Origin of the sequence: Streptomyces cadmiisoli, assembly GCF_003261055.1 — a bacterium.
Lineage (GTDB): Bacteria > Actinomycetota > Actinomycetes > Streptomycetales > Streptomycetaceae > Streptomyces > Streptomyces cadmiisoli.
Genome location: NZ_CP030074.1, coordinates 100,417 through 120,048, shown reverse-complemented (window position 1 = coordinate 120,048; position 19,632 = coordinate 100,417). Strand labels below are relative to the sequence as shown.

Below are 19,632 nucleotides of genomic sequence, written 5' to 3'. Positions count from 1 at the left end.
GACCGGAGAACGCCGGCCGACTCGGCGTAGGACGGGCGGAGCGCTCAGAGTCCTGACAGGAGCCGCTCCGCCTCGACCCCGTCGTAGGTCTGCGCGGCCGGGGGGCTGCCGGGAACGGTGAAGGGCTCGTCGAAGTCGGACAGGAGCATCGTCCGCGGGGCCTCCCTGGGCTGGTCCAGCCTCAGGATGTGGGGCTGACCCTCGGTGGCCACGTGGACGGTGATCTCGCCGTCCTCGGCGGACGAGACCTTCACCGCCACCGCCGTGCGGCCCCCGACCTCCGACAGGCCGCCCTTGGTCGCCTTCTCGCCGGCCGAGATCTTCTCCAGGGCGCCTGGTCTGCCCAGTTGGCAGGGGAAGGTCGCCAGACCGAGCGTGAAGGAGTCGGACGTGTCGGCGTGCATGTACTTCCCGCCGGCTTCGGGCATCTCGGCCAGGAGGGCTCGTCCCTGCTTGCTGTTCCGGTAGGCGGCCTCGTCCTTCGGCTTGAGCCACGCCTTGTCGTTCTTGCGCAGTACTTCGTAGGGCTGCTCGTCGTTCCCGGTGAAGCTTCCGGCGCAGTTGCCCTCGCGGTCCATGGTGACGTCGAGCGAGCCGGGTATCCGGAGGCGAAGCGTCCGCGCCGACTCGGTGGCGGCCACCGCCTTGTCGAGGATCTCCCGCGCGGAGAGCCGCTCCACTTTGGACGGCGCGTACCGCTTCCCGGAGGAACCCTTCCCGTCGTCGCCCTTCGCCGAGGAGTCCCCGCGGCTCCCGTCCGCACCGCTCCCGTCCGCGGCGCCGGAACCGTTCTCGCCACCGGCCCTCATGTCGCCACCGGAGCCACCGGAGCCATCGGAGCCATCGGAGCCATCGGAGCCACCGGAGCCATCGGAGCCATCGGAGCCACCGGAGCCACCGGACGCGCCGGAGCATCCCGCGGCCCCCAGCACGACGACCGCGAACACGGCGGCGGCCAGGGCCTGGTACGTCCTTGGCATGACTGATCCCATCGTCGGAGGTGCCGCGAACCGGATCCCGTCACCGGATCCGCGCCCCAGATGAGCACGCGGCACTGACAGGGAAGAGACCTGGCGCACCGGTTGCGCGGGTCCACGCGTGGCGCCGTCGGACCCGCCAATTCAGCTCCAGATGAGACATTTTCGCCGAGCCGAACGGAAGCAATGGGGCAAATGGCCTGCCCCTTCCCGAGTCACCCGTCGGCGAATGCTCGGACCACGTGAGCAAAGGCGGCGACAGGCGCGGCATCCGAATCCGTGCATCGGCGCCACGGGTCGGATCAGCACAGCCCGCTCCCGCCGGGCCGTCGTCGAGGTCCACCGGCCGTACCGCAGAGGGATCGGCGGGGCAGCGGTCACCGGCACGCCTGCGGCCTCGCGGTGCTGGGCCCGTGATCCGCACGGCGTGCGAGCCCCGCCCGGCATTGGGTTCACCGCGGCCGGGGTAAGGCGTCGGCATGGGCATACCGGGCAGGGACAACGATGCGTGGTTCTTCCCCTTCGGGCTGGACCGGGAGACGTACGACACGGTGCGACGACACAACGGCGGATCGGGGTTCTTCCGGCGTGGACGCTCCGGCCGTGACCAGGAAGCGTGGCGGGCCGACCGCGACGCCCTGGACCGTCTCCACGTGGCGACCACCCTGGGCGTTCCCGGGGACCGGACCGGGCAGCTCGCCGCCGATGTGATCGCCGCGGGCCGGGCGGCGTTCGAGGCCGCGCGCCGCTCCGACCGGTCGCAGGAGGAGGTCTGGCAGGCCAAGGCGCACATCACGGGCCAGGTCTGGCTCGCCGTCCATCTCCTGGACGGCGCCTGCACGCTCCCCGACGAGGACCACACGGACCGGGCCCGCTACGTCCAGGGCATCCTCGACGAACTCCGCGCTCTGGCGGAGGAACCGGCCGTCTGACACGGAGCCCGAACCGGCGTCCGACACACGGAGACCTCCACGACGCGAACGACGACCGGTACCGCTCAACTTGAGTGAGCATTTCGCGGTGCGGCTTCTGAGGTGCGCCGGCCCGCAGCCACCCCCCTCGGGCGGGCTGCGGGCCGGCGCCCGCCGCACATATGGCGGAGTTATGGCCGTAGCCAGATCCCGGCCATAGTCCCAGCCTGATCTCCTCGACCCGGGACGGACGCCCAGCACCCTGCGTGGTGCGAATCCGGATCGGCCACGGTCCGTCCCCAGCCCGGCGGATCCGGCCCCCGACACCGTGGAGGAACAGCATGCATCTGCCGTCCCATGCCCTGCGCACCTGGCTGGCCGCAGCCGGAACGGTCCTCGTCCTCGCCGCCGGCAGCGGATGCACGTCCGGGGACGGCACCGGTGTCCGCAGCGAAGGATCCGGGGGCCGGTCCGAGTCCGAGCAGCAAGACGGCCCGGCCCCGTCGGACAACTCGTCGCAGGACGGCGACGACGCCGGGCTCCGCTATGCGTCGTGCATGCGGGACAACGGCGTCCAGGTCCCCGACCCCGGCCCGGACGGTGTCGTGCAGGTCCCCACCGACGTCCCGCAGAGCCAGCTGGAACGCGCGGAGAAGGTCTGCGGGAAGAACCCCGCCGGCGGGGCGCAGTTCGGCGACCTCCCGGACACGGTGGATACGGACCCCGAGCTTCAGGCGTTGCAACTGAAGCGTGATGCCTGTTTGAAGAAGAACGGTTACGAAATGCCGAAGCCGGACGAGAAGAACGGGGGCGTGAGTCTGGAGTTCACTCCCGCGTTTCGTACGGCCATGAAGGCCTGCAAAGCCGAGGACAAGGCCGCCGGCGACCGGCTCGAGGAGCTGATGGAAGCGGGCGAGCTGTGACGGCCGATCTCCACCCGCCGGAGGAGGTGACGACTGCCGCTCCGCCCCGGACCCGCCGCCGTGTCCTGACCGCTGTCGCGGCAGTCGTCGCCGTCACCGCGGTGGGCGCCGGTGCCTTCCTGCTGTACGGCGGTTCCTCGAACGCGCCGGCTCCCGCCGCGACCACGCGGCTCCCGCCGGCCACCGAGAAGGTGGTGCGGGGCGACCTGGTCGAGGCAGTGCGCGCCATCGGACCCATCCGCTTCTCCGGCAGCCGGACGATCAAGAACCAGATGAAGGGCATCGTCACCTGGACCCCCGTGGTCAACGGCACTGTCGACCGCGGCGGGAAGCTGTACGCGGTCGACGACAAGCCGGTGGTCCTGCTGCTCGGCGACCTCCCCGCGTGGCGGGCGTTCGAGCCGGGGATGGACGACGGCCGGGACGTACTGGCGCTGGAGGAGAACCTCGCGGCTCTCGGGTACACCAACTTCACCGTGGACGAGGAGTTCACGGAGAAGACGGTCGCCGCGGTGAAACGCTGGCAGAAGAACCTCGGCCTCCCGGCGACCGGGAAGATCGAGCTGGGCCGCGTGGTGTTCCTCTCCGCACCGGTACGGGTGGGCCAGGTCCTCGCCCGCGCCGGTGACGCCGCCGAACCGGGCGCCGAGGTGCTGCGCACCAGCGGTGCGAACCAGCACGTGGCGATCGAGGTCCCGCTCGCGGAGCAGGATCTCGCCGTCAAGGGAGCGAAGGCCACGGTCATACTCCCGGACGGCGGCACCACAGGCGGCACCATCGCGTCCGTCGGCGCGAGCAGGCTGAACAAGGAGAACAGGAGCGTCGTGCCCGTGACGGTGCGGCTGACCGATCCCGAGGACGTCGAGAAGGTCCAGAACACCGAGGTGATCGTCGAGCTGAAGCGCGTCGAGGCGAAGGACGTGCTGTCCGTCCCGGTCACCGCGCTGCTGCCGAGGGAAGGCGGCGGTTACGCCGTCCAGGTCGTCGAGGGTACGAAGGTCCGCTCGGTGCCGGTCAGCACCGGTGCCTTCGCCGACGGGCGCGCCGAGGTCGACGGCCCCGGGCTGGCCGAGGGCACCCGGGTGGGGGTGCCGAAGCTGTGAACCGCACCCGCAACGCGCCGCCCGCCGCGGAACCCCTCGTACGACTGTCGGGCGTCGGCCGTTCCTACGGCCAGGGAGCACATCGTGTCCACGCGCTGCGCGGTGTCGATCTCACCCTGGACGCGGGTGAACTCGTCGCCGTCGTCGGCCCCTCGGGGTCCGGCAAGTCCACGCTGCTGAACCTGGTCGGTACGCTCGACCGTCCGAGCAGCGGGCAGATCGTCGTCGACGGTCATGACGTGGGGCGGCTCGGCGACGCGCAGCTGTCCGCCCTGCGCGCCCACCGCATCGGCTTCGTGTTCCAGCAGTTCCACCTCGCCGACAACACCTCGGCGATCGACAACGTCGCGGGCGGGCTGCTGTACACCGGTATGCCCCGTCGTACGCGTCGCCGGCACGCCGAAGCCGCGCTGGAACGCGTGGGACTCGGCCACCGGCTGCACCACCGGCCCCATCAGCTCTCCGGGGGTGAACGCCAGCGCGTCGCCATCGCCCGTGCCGTGGTCGGCGACCCGCCCCTGCTGCTCGCCGACGAACCCACCGGCGCCCTCGACACCCACTCGGGCCGGGCCGTCGTGGAACTCCTGCGCGGCCTGCACACCACGGGCACCACCGTCGTGATCATCACCCACGACATGCAACTCGCCGGGCAACTGCCCCGGCATCTGCGGATGCGCGACGGGGAACTCGTCGCCGACACCGGGGCCCCGGAGCCCGTCCGTGCCGGGCAGGGGGCGCTGACATGAGGGGCAGGGGACTCGGCAGATCCCGGTTGCGCGCGTCCGACCTGGTGCAACTGGGGGCGCACGGACTGCGGGCCCGGCCGGTGCGCGCCGTGCTGTCCGCCGCCGGTATCGCGATCGGCATCGCCGCCATGCTCGCCGTCATCGGCATCTCCACCTCCAGCCAGGCGAACCTCGACGCCGAGCTCGACGAACTGGGCACCAACCTGCTCACCGTCTCTCCCGGCCGGGACCCGGACACCGGTGAAGTCCTGCCGCTGCCGAGGACGGCCGCGAGCACCGCCGCCCGGGTCGACGGCGTCGACGTCGTGTCCGCGACCGGAGCGATGAAGGACGTCGGCGTGTACCGCAACGAGCGGGTGGACCCGGCCGAGAGCAACGGTCTGGCCCTGCTGGCAGCCGACCGGGACCTGCTGCGGGCGCTGCGCGCGGAGCTGTCCTCGGGTAACTGGCTCGACCGGGCGCCGCGGCGCTATCCCACCGCGGTCCTCGGCGAACGGGCCGCCCAGCGCCTCGGCGTGACCGGACCGGGGGAGCGGGTCTGGATCGGCGACCGCTACTTCACCGTGCTCGGTGTGCTCTCCCCGGTGCGGCTGACACCGGAGATGGACACCGCGGTGCTGGTCAACGCGGAGGCGGCCGAACGGTATCTGGGCTACGACGGGCATCCGACCCTGCTCTACGAGCGTTCCCCGGACGCCCTGGTCGAGACCGTCCGCGCCCGGCTGCCGCGCGCCGTCAACCCGGAGAACCCGCAGCACGTCGCCGTCAGCCGTCCCTCCGACGCCCTCAAGGCCCGGCAGGCGGCCGAGGCGTCCTTCACCGGCCTGCTCGTCGGCCTGGGCGGGGTGGCGTTGCTCGTCGGCGGTATCGGTGTCGCCAACACCATGGTCATCTCCGTCATCGAACGCCGCCGCGAGATCGGTCTGCGCCGTGCGCTCGGCGCCACCCGCCGCCACATCAGCCGGCAGTTCCTCGTCGAGGCGCTGCTGCTGTCCGCCCTCGGCGGAGTCGCCGGCGCGGTGCTGGGCGGCGCGGTCACCGCCGGCTACGCCATCAGTCAGGACTGGCCCACCGCGATCCCGTTCGTGGCCCTGCTGGGCGGTGTCGCGGCCACCGTCGTCATCGGTGCGCTCGCCGGGCTCTACCCGGCCCTGCGAGCGGCCCGCACTCCGCCGACCGTTGCCTTGTCGTCCGCATGAAGGCTGAAATAGGGGCGTTCGCGCACAGGGGCACCTCCGGGTGACCGAGGAAGGGAGCGACAGGTGCGGGTACTGATCGTGGAGGACGACACCTTCATAGCCGAGGCGCTGCTCGCGGGGCTGCGGCGCGAGGCGATGGCCGCCGACCTCGCCCTGGACGGCGCGTCGGCGATGGAACACCTGGCCTGCCACGACTACGACGTCGTGGTGCTCGACCGCGACCTGCCGGTGCTGCACGGCGACGAGGTGTGCCGGGCCATCGCCGAGCGGTACAGCGGGGTCCGGGTGCTGATGCTGACGGCCGCCTCCGCCCTCCACGACCGGGTCGACGGGCTGCGCCTGGGCGCGGACGACTACCTTCCCAAGCCGTTCGACTTCCCCGAGCTGGTGGCCCGCCTGCGGGCCCTCCAGCGCCGCGCGGGCACACCGCCGCCACCGGTGCTGCACTGCGCGGACGTACGCCTCGACCCGTTCCGGCTGGAGGCCTACCGCGCCGACCGGTTCCTGCGGCTGACCCGCAAGGAGTTCGCCGTGCTGCACCAGCTGATGGCGGCCGACGGGGGAGTGGTCAGCTCCGAGACGCTGCTGGAGAAGGCGTGGGACGAGCACACCGACCCGTTCACCAACGCCGTGCGGATCACGATCTCCACCCTGCGCCGCAAGCTCGGTGACCCGCCGCTGCTGCACACCGTCACCGGTGTCGGCTACTACCTGGCGCAGGCCCGGTGAAGGGCGTCCGCCCCAGGGCCGGCGCCCGGACCCGCGTCACCCTGCGCACCCGGCTGACCCTCGCCTACGGCGCCCTGCTGGCAGTCGTCGCGGGCACCCTCATCGCGCTGCTCTACGCGTTCATGACCTACGTCCCGGTCTACAGCGAACGCCTGTCCGTCGACGGCGGCGGGCTGAACGCCGAGCGGATCGGACTGGGAGAGGGGGCGAGCGCCTGGGCACCCCCGATGAAGGGCGCGGCCCTCAGCAAGGACTGTGCCGATCCGTCACTGAGCGAGGTCGTCCGCAACCTCCGCGGGAAGCTGATGGCGCGGGACGAGGGCAGCGCGCACATCTCGCTGTGCGGGGTGACACCCACCGGCGAGATCGGCCCGGACGGCTGGGCGGCGACGTACGAGATCTCCACCAAGGACGACTTCCTGCGATCGCTGCTGCTCTTCAGTGCCGCCGCCCTCGCCGTACTCCTGGTCGTCGCGCTGCTCGTGGGCTGGTTCGTGGCCGGGCGCATGCTGGCCCCGCTGCAGAAGGTCACCGCCACCGCGCGCGGTATCGCCGGGTCCACCCTGCACGAACGGATCGACATCGGCGGACCCCAGGACGAGATCCGGCAACTCGCCGAGACCTTCAACGACATGCTGCGACGGCTCGACCGCAGCTTCGAGGCGCAGCGCCGGTTCGCCTCCAACGCCTCGCACGAACTGAAGACGCCGCTGACCGGTATGCGCACCATCCTCCAGGTCGCGCTGGCCGCCCCGCAGGAGTACCGCCTCCAGGAGATCGGGCCCAAACTGCTCACCCTGACGTCGCGTTCGGCCGACATCCTGAACGCGCTGCTGACCCTGGCCCGCGCCGACCAGGGCGGAGTCGACAAGGAGAAGGTCGAGCTGGGCGCGGTGGCCAGGGAGTCGGTCACCGAGGCCGGCTCGCAGGCGGACGAGCTCGGTGTGACGGTCAGCGTCGACTGCGGCCGTGCCGAGATCATGGGCGACCGGGTGCTGCTGCGTCAGCTGACCGGCAACCTCGTGCAGAACGCCGTCCGGCACAACCACCGCGGCGGAAGCGCCGAGGTGCGGGTGGAGGAGAGCCCCGACCAGCGGGTCGCCCGTTTCGTGGTGCGCAACACCGGGCGCCGGTTCAGCCGGGAGGAGGCGGACCAGATGCGCGAACCGTTCCACCGGCTCGACACCCGCCAGTCCACCCGTACCGGCCGGCCCGCCGGACACGGCCTGGGCCTGGCCGTCGCCGAGTCCATCACGCGCGCCCACTCCGGCACCCTGGACATCACACCCCTGCCCGACGGCGGCCTCGAGACCGTCGTCGTACTCCCGCTCACCATCGGCGGGAGCCCGCACTGTGCCGCTCCGGCCGGGCTCAGACGGGCGGCCACCAGCGAGGCGCCGCCCAGGCCAGGGCGTAACCGAAACCGTTGACCGCCCAGTGCAGTGCGGCGGGCGCCACCAGGCTGCCCGAACGGCGCCGCAGCTCGCACAGCACCACCCCTGCACCGGTCATGGCGAGGACGGCCACCGCCACGGTCGGTCCCACGCCCGCCGGGCCGCCGCCGAAGGCAGTGCCCACGGCCGCATTGGCGCTGTTGAGGCCGCGGGACGGCAGCAGATGCCACAGCCCGAACAGCAGTGACGACACGGCGGTGGCCCACCCCGTGCCGTGCCGGCGCCGCCCCATGGCCCACAGCACACCGCGGAAGGCCGTCTCCTCCAGCAGCACGGTGCCCAGCGGCACCCGCACCAGCGCCTGCCACAGCACCTGCCCGCCGGTCAGGCCGGCCGCCCGCGTGTCCGTGAACACCTCACGGCCGGCCGGTACGGCGAGCAGGAGCAGGTAGACCAAGAGGACGGTTCCCGCCAGGACGGGCGCCCACCGCAGCCCCCGGCGCACCCCCGCCGCGTCGAGCCCCAGATCGGCCGCGGTCAGCCCGTCCCAGCGGGCGATCAGCAGCAGCACGGCCGTCGCCGCGGCACACGTCAGGACGTACGCGACGGGTCCGCCCGCCGCGCTGTTGTTGATCAGGTTCGCGGCGACCAGAACGGCAGCGACACAGACGATCGGCATCCCGCCCCCAGGATCCCGGACACACGGACACCACCGCATCCGCAGCGCGTCGGGACCGGCCGGTCAGCTCCCCTTCCGGGAACCCGCTCCGGGCTGCCCGACCACCTTGATGTTGAACGTGTGAGCGCCCGGACCGTCCCTACTTCTCCGGGCTCGTACGCGGGTGGCGGCTCGCTGCCGCTGGTACTTCACTGGTTCAGGAGGGGGCCCGCTCGGTCCGGAGGAACGCATGACCACTCGCACGACGGCCTTCGACCCCACGCGCGTAGCCCACCTCACCGGCTGCTTCGCTCCCGTGACCGAGGAGGTCGACGCGGTGGATCTCCAGGTCGACGGGGAGTTGCCCGCCGACCTCGACGGCGTCTACCTGCGCAACGGCCCCAATCCCCGGTTCACCCCGATCGGCAGCTACCTCTACCCGCTGGACGGCGACGGCATGATCCACGGGGTATGGCTGTCGGAGGGCCGCGCACGCTACCGCAACCGCTTCGTCCGCACCCCCGCCCTGCGCGCGGAGGAGAAGGCCGGGCATGCGCTGTGGGGCGGCCTGGAGTCCATGATCGTCCCGGGTCCGGACGAGGTCGGGGACGAACTCGCGGGCGTCTTCAAACCGCTGCCCGACATCAACGTCGTCCAGCACGCCGGACGCCTGCTCGCACTCGCCGAGTCCGACTGCCCGTTCCGGATGAGCGCGGGCCTGGACACCCTGGGCAAGGAGACCTTCGACGGACGCCTGCCCGCCGGCATCACCGCCCACCCCAAGATCGATCCGACGACCGGTGAGATGGCCGTCTTCTGCTACGCCCTGGAACCGCCCTTCCTGACGTGGTCGCTCATCGGCCCGGACGGCGCCGTCCGCCGCGGTCCCACACCCGTGGACGGGGTCGACGAACCGCAGATGATCCACGACATGGCCCTCACCGACCGCTACCTCGTGCTCGTCCTGGCACCGGCGTACTTCGACATCGCCGCGGCGATGAGCGGTGGTTCCTTCCTCGCCTGGCGCCCGGAGCGCGGCACACATGTCGCGCTGATCCCCCGCGACGGCGGCCCCGTCCGCTGGGCCGACGACGAGGCGTACTGGCTGTGGCACACCGTGAACGCCTACGACGCTCCCGACGACGGGCGCGTCGTCCTGGACTACGTCCAGTGGCCGGCCCTCTCCCTGGGACCCGGACCAGGCCCCGCGCCCGGCGGCGCGCACCACGGCCTGACCCGTGCCGTCATCGACCCGGCCGCCGGCTCCGTACGGCGCACGCGGCTCGACGACACGCGCGTGGAACTGCCCCGCATCGACGACCGGTCCATCGGCAGCCCGCACCGGCACCTCGCCGTCGCCGCGGACAGCGGCCGCGTCGACGGTCTGCTGCCCGGCGAGTACGACGCCCTGCGCTGGTACGACACCGGGAGCGGCTCCGTCACCGGCCGTACCTGGGCGGCCGGCGACCTCTCCGTGGGCGAACCCGTCTTCGCACCCGTTCCCGGCACCCACGACAGCGCCCGGGGCCACTGGCTGACCTTCGCCACCGACCGTACCGACGGCACGAGTTGGCTCCTCGTCCTCCCGGCCGCCGACCCCGCCGGCGGCCCGGTGGCCCGCGTCCGCATCCCCGTCCGCGTCCCCCTCGGCCTGCACGGCACCTGGCTGCCCACCGAGGAGTAGGAACCACCACGCCGCACTGCCGCCGGCCCGCCGGACGCCCCGGCGAACGCACCCCGCCGCGCCCTCCGCGACCGCATCCCGCGCGGCAAACCCGCACGCCTGTTAGGGAATTGAAACCCCCCGCGGTGCCACGGTGACGGACCGAGTCCCGGTCGAGCAGTTCGCAGGAGGGCATCCATGCCGTTCGTCACCGATCCGTACCGAACGTCCAGCCGTGTCCGCCGCCCCCGCCGCCGTGCGGCGCTCGCGGGTCTCGCCGCCCTCGCGGGGGTCGTGGCCGCGGCGACGCCGGGGCAGGCCGTCATCGGCGGGGCCCCCGCACCGGCCGCCGAGTCCTGGATGGCGTCCCTCCGGAGCGAGTCGGGCCAGGCGTTCTGCGGGGGCACCCTGATCGACCGTCGGTGGGTCGTCACCGCGTACCACTGCGTCGGCAACCGGGACGCGGACGACCTGCGGATACGGATCGGCAGCCGCAGCAGCGCCGAGGGCGGCACGCTCGCCGGGGTCGAGCGAGTGGTCGGGCACCCGGACGCGTCCTTCGTCGAGGGCGGAGGCTTCACCGGGCCCGACCTGGCGCTGCTCAGGCTCGACCGGCCGGTCCGCCACCAGCCCCTCCGGACCGGCACCGCCGCCCCGCGCATCGGCACCCCCGCACGCGCCCTGGGCTGGGGGAACATGTGCTGGGACGCGCTGTGCACGCCGGAAGTGCTGCAGGAGATCACCCTTCCGGTCAGTCAGAAGCGGGGCGACCACCTCGTGTTCAACAACGCCGCGTTGCGCGGGGTGGGCCCCGGGGATTCCGGCGGTCCGCTCGTCGTGCAGCGGAAGGGGACCTGGCGGCTCGCCGGAGTCACCTCCAGCAACGGACGGTCGCAGGACGGTGCGGTCAGCAACTTCGTCGACGTGTCCCGCTACCGGGGCTGGATCGACAAGGTGCTCTGACTCACGGATGTGAGGAGCCGCCGTCCACGGCGATGACCTGCCCGGTGAGGTAGGACGACTCCCCGGAACCCAGGAAGGCGACCACCGCCGCGACCTCCGCGGGCCGGGCCAGGCGCCTGAGCGGGATCTGTTCGAGCCAGCCGTTCACCACCTCGTCGGGCACCGCGGCCAGCATCGGTGTGTCCACCGGGCCCGGTGCGACCGCGTTCGCGCGCACCCCGTGACGGGCCTGCTCCAGGGCGATGGTGCGGGTCAGCCCGACCACGCCCGCCTTCGCCGCGCTGTAGTTGGCCTGGCCGAACGAGCCGTGGCGGCCCTCGGAGGACAGGTTCACGATCGCGCCGCGCGACGCGCGCAACAGCGGCAGGAACGCCTGGCACCCCAGCCAGGTGCCCGTCAGATGCACATCGATGACCTGCTGCCAGTCCGCGTCGGTGAGCTTCTCGACCGTCCGGTCCCGCGTGATGCCCGCGTTGTTGACGAGCAGGTCCAGCCGGTCCTCCCGGTCGCCGACGTCCTGGACGACCCGGGCCCAGTCCGGCCGCCGGGACACGTCGAGGGCCACCGCTCGGGACGCGGTCGCCGCCCCGCCGACGGCCGCGTTCGCCGCCTCGGCCGCCGCGACGTCGCGGTCGGCCAGGAGCACGGTCCACCCGTCCGAGACGAGCCGCCGGGCCACGGCGAGACCGATGCCCGATCCCGCCCCGGTGACCAGGGCCACGCGCGCGGTTGCCTCGGGTGTCGTGCGGGCCCCGCCCGCGGTGCTGCCGTTCATCGGTCCTCCTCCGGACGCCGCTCGACCAGCCAGACGTCGCTGCCCTGCTGGACGACGACGCCGTCCTGGTTGCGGACCTCGATGTCGGCGGTGACGACACCCGTGCGGTGGTCCGAGGCACGCTCGCGGGCTTCGGCGATCGTCCAGGTCGCGGTGACCGTGTCACCGGGCCTGACCGGGGCCACGAACCGCCGGGTGGTCTGCAGCCAGGCGACCACGTGCAGGTGGTCGAGCATCGGGGTGCGCAGCGCGTACGACATCGAGGCGACCAGCATCCCGTGCGCGAACCGCGAGCCGAACGGATGGTTCGCCCGGCTCCAGGCGTCGTCCACGTGCATGGGCGCGTAGTCGCCGGACAGACCCGCGAAGGTGACGATGTCGGCCTCGGTGACGGTCCGTCCGGCCGTGCCGAACGTCGTACCCGCAGGGAGGTCCTCCAGATGGCGTGGGACCTTGATCTCCACGGTGTGGGTTTCCTTTCGTGGTGTGTGACGAGGACGGGCGGCGGCGATGTCCGTCACCGGTCCGCGGCGCGGTCGACTTCGAACTGCGGGAGGTGGTAGCCGCCGGCGACCGGCTTCCAGACCAGCCGGACCCGGTTTCCGGGCGACGCCGTGAGGCGGTCCGCGCCGACGATGTTCGACAGGAAGCGGACTCCCTCGTCGAGGTCGACGAAGGCCACGACGTAGGGGCATTCCGCGGCGTCCATGACCTCGAACGGGCGATGGTGCACGGACACGGCGTGCACGCTGCCGCGACCGGTCGAGGCCTCCCAGGCGAAGTCCTGGGCCAGGCAGCGCGGGCATGCCTCCCGCGGGTGGTGGATCAACTGCCCGCAGGGCCCGCAGCGTTGGAGCAGCAGCGTCCGCGACCGGGTGGCGTCCCAGTACGGTGCCGTCGCCGGCCGGTCGGGGGGAAGGAAGTCGGTCTGGCTCACAGGGTGTCCTCCGTGCCCAGGACGACCGTCGAGGTCGCCGAGAGATGTTCGCCCGTGCCGTGGGCCACCGCGACGTCCGGCGCGGTCAGCTGGCGTTCGCCGGCCTCACCGCGCAGTTGGCGGACCGCCTCCGTCAGGAGGAAGATCCCGTACATGCCGGGGTGCGTGTAGCACAGCCCGCCCCCGTTGGTGTTCATCGGCAGCGCGCCTCCCGGCGCCGTCCCGCCGGCCGCCACGAACGCCGCGGCCTCGCCCTTCTTGAAGAAACCGAGGTCCTCCAGGTGCAGCAGCGCCGTGATGGTGAAGGAGTCGTACGCCATCAGCAGGTCGACGTCCGCGTGCTCGATGCCCGCCGCGGCGAACGCCCGGGGCCCGGACACCGCACCCGGCGTCACCGTGAGGTCCGGCATCGCGTGGATCATCCGGTGCGAGTGCGCGGTGGCCGCGCCCAGGACGTGGACGGGCGGCTTCCGCAGGTGCCGGGCCCGCTCCGCGGACGTGACCACGATCGCTCCCGCACCGTCCGTGACCAGGCAGCAGTCCAGGAGGTGCAGCGGCGTGCAGACCTGCGCCGAGGCCAGCACGTCGTCGACCGTGATCGGTTCGCGCAGCCTGGCCCGCGGATTCATGGCGGCCCACCGGCGGGTGTTCACCGCGATGGCGGCGAGCTGTTCCGGGGTGGTGCCGAAGGTGCTCATGTGCCGGTTCGCGGCCAGGGCGTACGAGCCGATCAGGCCCAGCCCGTACGGCACCTCGAACTCGTCCCGCGGGCCGGGGGGATCGACCCAGCCTCCGGTCCCGCGGCGCCGGTCGCCGCGGGGTGTCGCCGCGTAGACGATCAGGACGGTCTCGGCGAGCCCGGCCGCGATCGCGGACGCCGCCTTCTCGACGTAGAGCTCGAAGCTGGAACCGCCGTTGTACGTCGCCTCGCTGAACACCGGGGCGATGCCCAGGAATTCGGCCAGGTCGAGGGAGGAATCCGTATGCGCGACGCCGTCGACGTCCGCGAGGGTCAGGCCCGCGTCGTCGAGCGCCGCCTTGATCACTCGTGCTTCGAGTGCCCGGCCCCAGGTGTCGAGCTCTCCCGTGGGCGACGCCTCCTCGGCGATGCCGACGATGGCGGCGGCACCGCGCAGAGTGCGGTCCTGCGGCATGGTCGTACCTGCCTTTCATGATGTGCGCCCGCGCGATGCGCGGGTCGGCCGGTGCGCCGGGGCACGCACTCCGACGCGGTACGACGGGGTGAGGCGCGGGGGAGTGGTGGGCGCACCGAGGGTTGAGGCGGCGGCTACTGGGCGGGCGCGGCCTTCGGGTTCACCGGGAACTCGGCCACGGCGGAGTCGCCGAGGTCCCACTTCGCCATGATCTCGTCGTACTCGCCGGACTTCCTCAGCTCACCGAGTGCCGCCGAGACGGCGTCGGCGAGTTCCTTCGACTCCTTCGCCACCGTGATCCCCATCGGGAACTCCCCGGGCAGCCGGCCGTGCACCTTCACCTTCGCCTTCAGCTTCCCGACGACGTAGTCGGCGTTGACGTTGGTCACCAGTGCGGTGTCGGCGCGGTCGCTGGTCACCGCGAGCAGCGCGTTGTTGGCGTTCTCGAACTGCTTGATGTCGATGGCGGACTCACCGTCGGCCCGGCACTTCTCGGAGGCGTCCTTGAGCAGCGGGATCTCCGTGGAGCCCTGCGGGATGGTCACGCTCAGGCCGCACAGCGCCCCGTACGAGTTCAGCCGCGGGCCCCGGTAGTCCACCGGGACCAGCATCTGATCGAAGGCCTCCGCGTACTGCACCATGGTGACCGACGTGAACTTGTCCTCGGTGATGTACATGCCGGCGATCGACGCGTCGAACCGGTCCGCGGCCAGCCCGGGGATGATCCCGGAGAACGAGCCGCGCTTCCACTCGACCTTCACGCCCATCTGCTCGGCGACGGCGTTCATGAGGTCGACGTCCGAGCCGACCATTTTTCCCGAGCCGTCGATGGACTCCAGCGGCGGATAGGTCGGGTCGGTCATCACGCGCAGGGTCTTGCTCCTGGCGAGGTCGTCCGGGAGCAGGGCGACGACCTTCGGGTTGCCCTCGGGAGCGGAGTCGTCCGCCACCAGGTCCGAGCCGCACGCACTCAGGGCCGTTGCCGACAGCAGGACGAGGGAGAGGGACTTCACGAATCTGGCCATGGACGTTCCTTGGGTGCGCGGGGTGGTGCGGGACGGGAGGTGGCCCCGTGAGGCCGGGGTTCAGTGCAGAACGTGGGACAGGAACGCCTTGGTGCGTTCCTCGCGCGGCGTGTCGAGCACGGCGGCGGGAGCGCCCTCCTCGACGACGACGCCGCCGTCCATGAACACGACGCGGTCGGCGACCTCGCGCGCGAATCCGATCTCGTGGGTGACGACGATCATCGTCAGTCCGTCCTCGGCGAGGCCCCGCATGACGCTGAGCACCTCACCCACGAGTTCGGGGTCGAGCGCGGAGGTGGGCTCGTCGAACAGCACCACGTCCGGTTTCATCGCGAGGGTCCGGGCGATGGCGACGCGTTGCTGCTGGCCTCCGGAGAGCTGGTCCGGGTAGGCGTCCTTCTTCTCCGCGAGACCGACCCGCCGCAGCAGTTCGACGGCCTCCCGCTCGACGGTGCCGCGCTTGCGCCGGTGGACGCGCACCGGCGCCTCCACGACGTTCTCCAGAACCGTCATGTGCGAGAACAGGTTGAACCGCTGGAAGACCATGCCGACCGAGGTCCGCTGCCTGCACACCCGGCGCTCGCTCAACTCGCGCAGCACACCGCCCGATTCCTCGTAGCCGATGGTGTGGTCACCGACGACGACGAGGCCGTCGTCGACCTTCTCCAGATGGTTGATGCAGCGCAGGAGCGTCGACTTCCCCGAGCCCGACGGCCCGAGCACACAGACGACCTCACCGCGCCCGACGGACAGACTGACCCCGTTGAGGATCTTCAGGGAGCCGAACCGCTTGTGGATCCCGCGCACCCGCACGATCGTGTCCCGCGGCGCTGTGGACGTGGTCATCAGGACCCTCCTTCGGCCCGGCGCAGAGCCAGCCGTGACTTCCTGACCTGCACACCCTTCGAGTAGCGCTTCTCCAGGAAGTACTGGCCGACGCTGAGGACCGAGGTCAGCACCAGGTACCAGACGCTCGCCACGATCAGCAGCGGGATCGTCTGGAAGTTGCTCGCGTAGATCTGCTGGACCGAGTACATGAGGTCGGCGACCGCGAGGACGCTCACCAGCGAGGTGGTCTTGAGCATGTTCACGATCTCGTTCGCGGTCGGCGGGATGATCAGCCGCATCGCCTGCGGCAGCACGATCCGGCGCAGCACCAGATCCGGCGACATCCCCAGCGCCCGCGCCGCCTCGATCTGCCCCCGGTCCACCGAGCGCATACCGGCCCGGACGATCTCGCTCATGAACGCGGCCTCGTTCAGGCCCAGGCCGATGATGGCGGCGGCCACCGGCGTGATCAGGGCGTTCGTGTTCAGGTCGACGACGGAGAAGACGCCGGGCACGCCCACCCCGATCGTCGGGAACAGCGCGGCGAGGTTGTACCAGAACACCAGCAGGACCAGCAGCGGCACTCCGCGGAAGAACCAGACGTAGCCCGCGGCCAGCCCCGAGATGACGAAGTTCTCCGAACTGCGCATCACCGCCAGCACGATGCCGAGCAGGATGCCGATCGCCATCGACACCACGGTCAGCCACAGCGTGAGGACCAGGCCGTCCAGTACGGGTTCCGAGAACAGGTAGGTGCCGATGACGTCCCAGCCGAACCGCTCGTTGCGGGACAGCAGGTAGGCCGACCAGGCGGCGGCGACCAGCAGGAACACGGCGAAGCCGGTCCGCCACGGATGCCGTCGCGCGGCGACGGGCGGGAGCTCCGACTCCGGTCCGCGTCTGAGCTCCTCGACGACGGTGGTCATCGCGCGCCGTCTTCGGTCGTCGCCTCGCCGGCCGGGTCGACCGTCGGCAGCTGGTAGCACAGCCAGGTGGCGGTCATCCCGGGGCGGTCGGCGTCCTCGTGCTCGAGCACGCACTCGAAGACGATCAGGTAGCCGTCGTGCTTCGGTTCTACCTCGGTGACCGTCGTACGGAAGCGCAGCGGCCGGCCGGCGACCATCGGGGAGACGAAGCGGACCCGGTCGAGGCCGTAGTTCAGACCGTAGGTCGAGCTCATGTCCCAGTTGATGTACTTGCTGATGAAGTGGTCGAGCAGGCCGAGCAGATGGAAACCCTCCAGCAGCCCCTCGGGGTACAGCAGCCGGTCCTCCGGCGTCATGAACTCGTCGATCATCGTCGCCTCTTCGAACAGCCCGCGAAGCCGGGTGTCGACGCTGATCCAGGGGCTCTCGACGGTCTGCCCGAGCAGGCCGGGGATGTCCTCCAGCCGGACTTCGTTCGTGGTCAGCATGGGTCCTGGTCCTCTCGGTGAACGATGGCGTCGACGGCCCAGAACCGCTCCGCGGCCGTCATCAGCGGGTTGATCTCGACTTCTTGCAGGGTGTGGTCCTCGGCGAACGCCCGGCTGAAGGCGGCGATCCGGGCCGCGAGCCCTGCCACGTCGACTCCGCGCGAGCCGCGGTAGCCGTGCAGCAGCCGCGCGATCTTCAGCGAGTCGAGGAGCGCGACGGCCTCGTCGTCGGTGAGCGGGGCGGCGAACGTCCGCACGTCCCGCAGCAGCTCGGCCAGTACGCCGCCGGCGCCCACCGTGATCACCGGCCCCACGGCGGGATCCCGCCGTGCGCTCAGCAGGAGTTCGGGGCCGTCGGCCACCACCTGCTCCATCACGATGATTCCCTCGACCTCGTGTTCGCCGGCCGAGGCGAACCGCTGAAGCATCGCGCGGGCGCCGGCCCAGGCCTGATCACCGGGCACGCCCGTGCGTACGCCGCCGATGTCCGACTTGTGGTGCACGCCGTCGATGACGACCTTGAGCACCACCTTCGGGGCGGTGAACGTCAGCGCGGTCGCGTCATCGGACGCCAGCTCGCGCGCCGTGACGAACTGACGGGCCGGCACCGGCAGGCCCAGGCGTGCGACGGCCGCGAGACTCTCGAACTCGGGCAGGGCCGCCGACGGCCCGTGGTGGTCCCGCCGGCCGGCGGCGGGCTTCCCGGCCGGCTTCGGGCCGGCGCCCGTCGCGGCGCTCGCCGCCAGCACCCGGCCGGCGATGCGCGGCGTGCGCACGACGGGGACGCCCTCGTCCAGGAAGGCCCGGACGATCGCGTCGTCGGCGTCGCCGTACGGCGAGTAGACGTAGATCGGGGTCTTCGTCGCCTTGCTGAGCCGGCCGAGGGCGCGTGCTTCGCCCACGATGGAGGAGAACTCGCGTGACTGGGCCTCGTCCTTGTAGAGGCCGAACTTCAGCACGGCTCCGATGTCGTCCCGGAGGGTGATCTCGGCCAGCTCCGCCCACAGCGAGCCGTCCCCGTCGCTGTCGATGACCGCGTCGACCGGATTGCCCACGGCGGCGAGCGGGTTCAGGGCCTCGCGCAGCGCCGCCTGGACGTCCGGGGAGAACTCCGGGACCCGCAGTCCGGCCCGCTCGACCGCGTCGGCGGTGAGCGTGGCGAAACCGCCGCCGTTGCCGATGATCGCGACCCGGTCGCTGCCGGCGTGCGGCGCGATGGACAGCGCCTCGATCAGCGGCACGAGCTGCGACTCGTCCTCCACCTCGATGACCCCGGCCTGCGCGAGCAGACCGTCGTAGATCATCGACGGCGAGACGATCGCGGCGGTGTGGGAGACCGCCGACCGCTGTCCCGAGCTGGTCTGCGCGCCGCGCAGGACGAGGACCGGCTTGGTGCGCGCCGCGGCTTCGAGGGCGTCGACGAAGCGCCGCCCGTTCGCGTTCTTGATCCCCTCCAGGTAGAGGGCGATCACCTCGACGCCGGGATCGGTCGCGCAGTACTCGACGTACTCGTGGATCTCGATGTCGGCCTGGTTCTCGAAGCCGACCACGTTGCGGAACCCGAGCCCGCCGGCCCGCAGTTTCGGCGCGACGGACTCGATGAGCGAGCCGCTGGCGGAGATGAACGCCACGCCGCCCGGCCGCGCCGGCAGGCCGAGGAGGTTGACCCCGGTGGCACCTCCGTAGATGCCCATCGAGTTGGGGCCGACCACGCGGGTGCCGCGGGCCCGTGCGTACTCGGTGAGTTCGCGTTCGGCGGCCTCGCCGGCTTCACCGGTCTCGGCGAAGCCGGCGGTGTGCAGGACGACGACCGGGACGCCCAGGTCGGCGGCTTCCCTGGTCACGGCCGCCGCGGCGGCGGCGGGCACGGCGACGAAGGCGACGTCCGGTACGTCGGGGAGGTCGGTGAGCGACGGGTAGGAGGCGACGCCCTGCACGGGCCGGCCGCTGCGGGAGATCGGGTGACTGGTGCCGTCGAACGACCGGAGCAGGTGCTGGAAGTACAGCCCGCCCATCTTCGCCGTGTCGTTGGACGCGCCGACGACCGCGACGGTCTTGGGCGCGAACAACGACGACAGCGCGGCCGCTCGGGCACCGCCGGTGTGGGAGTTCCTGGACATGGCGGCGAGGTTATGGCTGCCCAACAGCTCCGTCAATACCCATTCGGTCGTCTCTTGCGCATATGGCGAACGAATGATTTCCTCTCGCTGTGATTCGCAGACGCATCGAAGAT

General features: G+C 71.7%; 20 protein-coding genes. 9 read left to right on the top strand and 11 right to left on the bottom strand.

Annotated features, from left to right (window positions below; genetic code table 11):
• Nucleotides 1–44: 44 nt before the first annotated feature.
• On the bottom strand, nt 45–980 hold the full coding sequence (locus tag DN051_RS41405) for a hypothetical protein (RefSeq protein WP_162625167.1): 936 nt from the start codon (nt 978–980) through the stop codon (nt 45–47).
• Between the two features lie 476 nt (nt 981–1,456).
• Between DN051_RS41405 and DN051_RS41395 the strand changes: the two genes are divergently transcribed.
• The 7 genes from DN051_RS41395 (at nt 1,457) to DN051_RS41365 (ending at nt 8,018) form a co-directional block, all read left to right on the top strand.
• Nucleotides 1,457–1,909, top strand: a complete 453-nt coding sequence (locus tag DN051_RS41395; protein WP_112442990.1) for a hypothetical protein — start codon at nt 1,457–1,459, stop codon at nt 1,907–1,909.
• A gap of 320 nt (nt 1,910–2,229) precedes the next feature.
• Nucleotides 2,230–2,811 (top strand): hypothetical protein, encoded by a 582-nt coding sequence (locus tag DN051_RS41390; RefSeq protein ID WP_112442989.1) that lies wholly within the window; start codon nt 2,230–2,232, stop codon nt 2,809–2,811.
• Entirely contained in the window at nt 2,808–3,914 is a 1,107-nt protein-coding gene (locus DN051_RS41385) for an efflux RND transporter periplasmic adaptor subunit (protein WP_112442987.1), read from the top strand. Before DN051_RS41390 ends, DN051_RS41385 begins: the two co-directional genes overlap by 4 nt.
• Nucleotides 3,911–4,660 carry an ABC transporter ATP-binding protein gene (locus tag DN051_RS41380; RefSeq protein ID WP_112442985.1) on the top strand — a complete coding sequence of 250 codons (750 nt, stop codon included), beginning with the start codon at nt 3,911–3,913 and terminating at the stop codon, nt 4,658–4,660. The genes DN051_RS41385 and DN051_RS41380 overlap by 4 nt, the downstream gene beginning before the upstream one ends.
• Nucleotides 4,657–5,859, top strand: a complete 1,203-nt coding sequence (locus DN051_RS41375) for an ABC transporter permease (protein ID WP_053758815.1) — start codon at nt 4,657–4,659, stop codon at nt 5,857–5,859. The genes DN051_RS41380 and DN051_RS41375 overlap by 4 nt, the downstream gene beginning before the upstream one ends.
• Nucleotides 5,860–5,922: 63 nt before the next feature.
• Nucleotides 5,923–6,588 carry a response regulator transcription factor gene (locus tag DN051_RS41370; protein ID WP_112442983.1) on the top strand — a complete coding sequence of 222 codons (666 nt, stop codon included), beginning with the start codon at nt 5,923–5,925 and terminating at the stop codon, nt 6,586–6,588.
• The gene (locus DN051_RS41365) at nt 6,585–8,018 is read left to right on the top strand and encodes a sensor histidine kinase (RefSeq protein ID WP_112442981.1); all 1,434 of its coding nucleotides are present in this window, start codon (nt 6,585–6,587) and stop codon (nt 8,016–8,018) included. Before DN051_RS41370 ends, DN051_RS41365 begins: the two co-directional genes overlap by 4 nt.
• Here the strand turns inward: DN051_RS41365 and DN051_RS41360 are convergent.
• Nucleotides 7,960–8,661, bottom strand: a complete 702-nt coding sequence (locus DN051_RS41360) for a CPBP family intramembrane glutamic endopeptidase (RefSeq protein WP_112442979.1) — start codon at nt 8,659–8,661, stop codon at nt 7,960–7,962. The genes DN051_RS41365 and DN051_RS41360 overlap by 59 nt on opposite strands.
• Nucleotides 8,662–8,890: 229 nt before the next feature.
• Between DN051_RS41360 and DN051_RS41355 the strand changes: the two genes are divergently transcribed.
• Both DN051_RS41355 and DN051_RS41350 read left to right on the top strand, forming a co-directional pair.
• Nucleotides 8,891–10,324 (top strand): carotenoid oxygenase family protein, encoded by a 1,434-nt coding sequence (locus DN051_RS41355; protein ID WP_112442977.1) that lies wholly within the window; start codon nt 8,891–8,893, stop codon nt 10,322–10,324.
• Between the two features lie 177 nt (nt 10,325–10,501).
• A complete protein-coding gene (locus tag DN051_RS41350; protein WP_112442975.1) occupies nt 10,502–11,266 on the top strand; it encodes a S1 family peptidase in 765 nt (254 codons plus the stop codon).
• 1 nt (nt 11,267) lies between these two features.
• On the opposite strand, the gene fabG is transcribed toward DN051_RS41350, so the two are convergent.
• From fabG to DN051_RS41305, 9 genes are all read right to left on the bottom strand, one after another.
• Nucleotides 11,268–12,041, bottom strand: coding sequence for a 3-oxoacyl-ACP reductase FabG (gene fabG / locus DN051_RS41345; protein ID WP_112442973.1), 774 nt, complete (start codon nt 12,039–12,041; stop codon nt 11,268–11,270).
• Nucleotides 12,038–12,505, bottom strand: a complete 468-nt coding sequence (locus DN051_RS41340; RefSeq protein WP_053758822.1) for a MaoC family dehydratase — start codon at nt 12,503–12,505, stop codon at nt 12,038–12,040. The genes fabG and DN051_RS41340 overlap by 4 nt, the downstream gene beginning before the upstream one ends.
• A 53-nt stretch (nt 12,506–12,558) precedes the next feature.
• The gene (locus DN051_RS41335; RefSeq protein ID WP_053758823.1) at nt 12,559–12,978 is read right to left on the bottom strand and encodes a Zn-ribbon domain-containing OB-fold protein; all 420 of its coding nucleotides are present in this window, start codon (nt 12,976–12,978) and stop codon (nt 12,559–12,561) included.
• Nucleotides 12,975–14,132 (bottom strand): acetyl-CoA acetyltransferase, encoded by a 1,158-nt coding sequence (locus tag DN051_RS41330; RefSeq protein WP_112442971.1) that lies wholly within the window; start codon nt 14,130–14,132, stop codon nt 12,975–12,977. Before DN051_RS41330 ends, DN051_RS41335 begins: the two co-directional genes overlap by 4 nt.
• 134 nt (nt 14,133–14,266) lie before the next feature.
• Nucleotides 14,267–15,157, bottom strand: a complete 891-nt coding sequence (locus DN051_RS41325) for an ABC transporter substrate-binding protein (protein WP_112442969.1) — start codon at nt 15,155–15,157, stop codon at nt 14,267–14,269.
• Between the two features lie 60 nt (nt 15,158–15,217).
• A complete protein-coding gene (locus DN051_RS41320; protein WP_053758826.1) occupies nt 15,218–16,003 on the bottom strand; it encodes an amino acid ABC transporter ATP-binding protein in 786 nt (261 codons plus the stop codon).
• Nucleotides 16,003–16,911 (bottom strand): amino acid ABC transporter permease, encoded by a 909-nt coding sequence (locus DN051_RS41315; RefSeq protein ID WP_053758827.1) that lies wholly within the window; start codon nt 16,909–16,911, stop codon nt 16,003–16,005. The genes DN051_RS41320 and DN051_RS41315 overlap by 1 nt, the downstream gene beginning before the upstream one ends.
• Nucleotides 16,908–17,399 (bottom strand): hotdog family protein, encoded by a 492-nt coding sequence (locus DN051_RS41310; protein ID WP_053758828.1) that lies wholly within the window; start codon nt 17,397–17,399, stop codon nt 16,908–16,910. The genes DN051_RS41315 and DN051_RS41310 overlap by 4 nt, the downstream gene beginning before the upstream one ends.
• Nucleotides 17,393–19,519, bottom strand: a complete 2,127-nt coding sequence (locus tag DN051_RS41305; RefSeq protein WP_053758829.1) for an acetate--CoA ligase family protein — start codon at nt 19,517–19,519, stop codon at nt 17,393–17,395. Before DN051_RS41305 ends, DN051_RS41310 begins: the two co-directional genes overlap by 7 nt.
• Nucleotides 19,520–19,632: the final 113 nt, after the last annotated feature.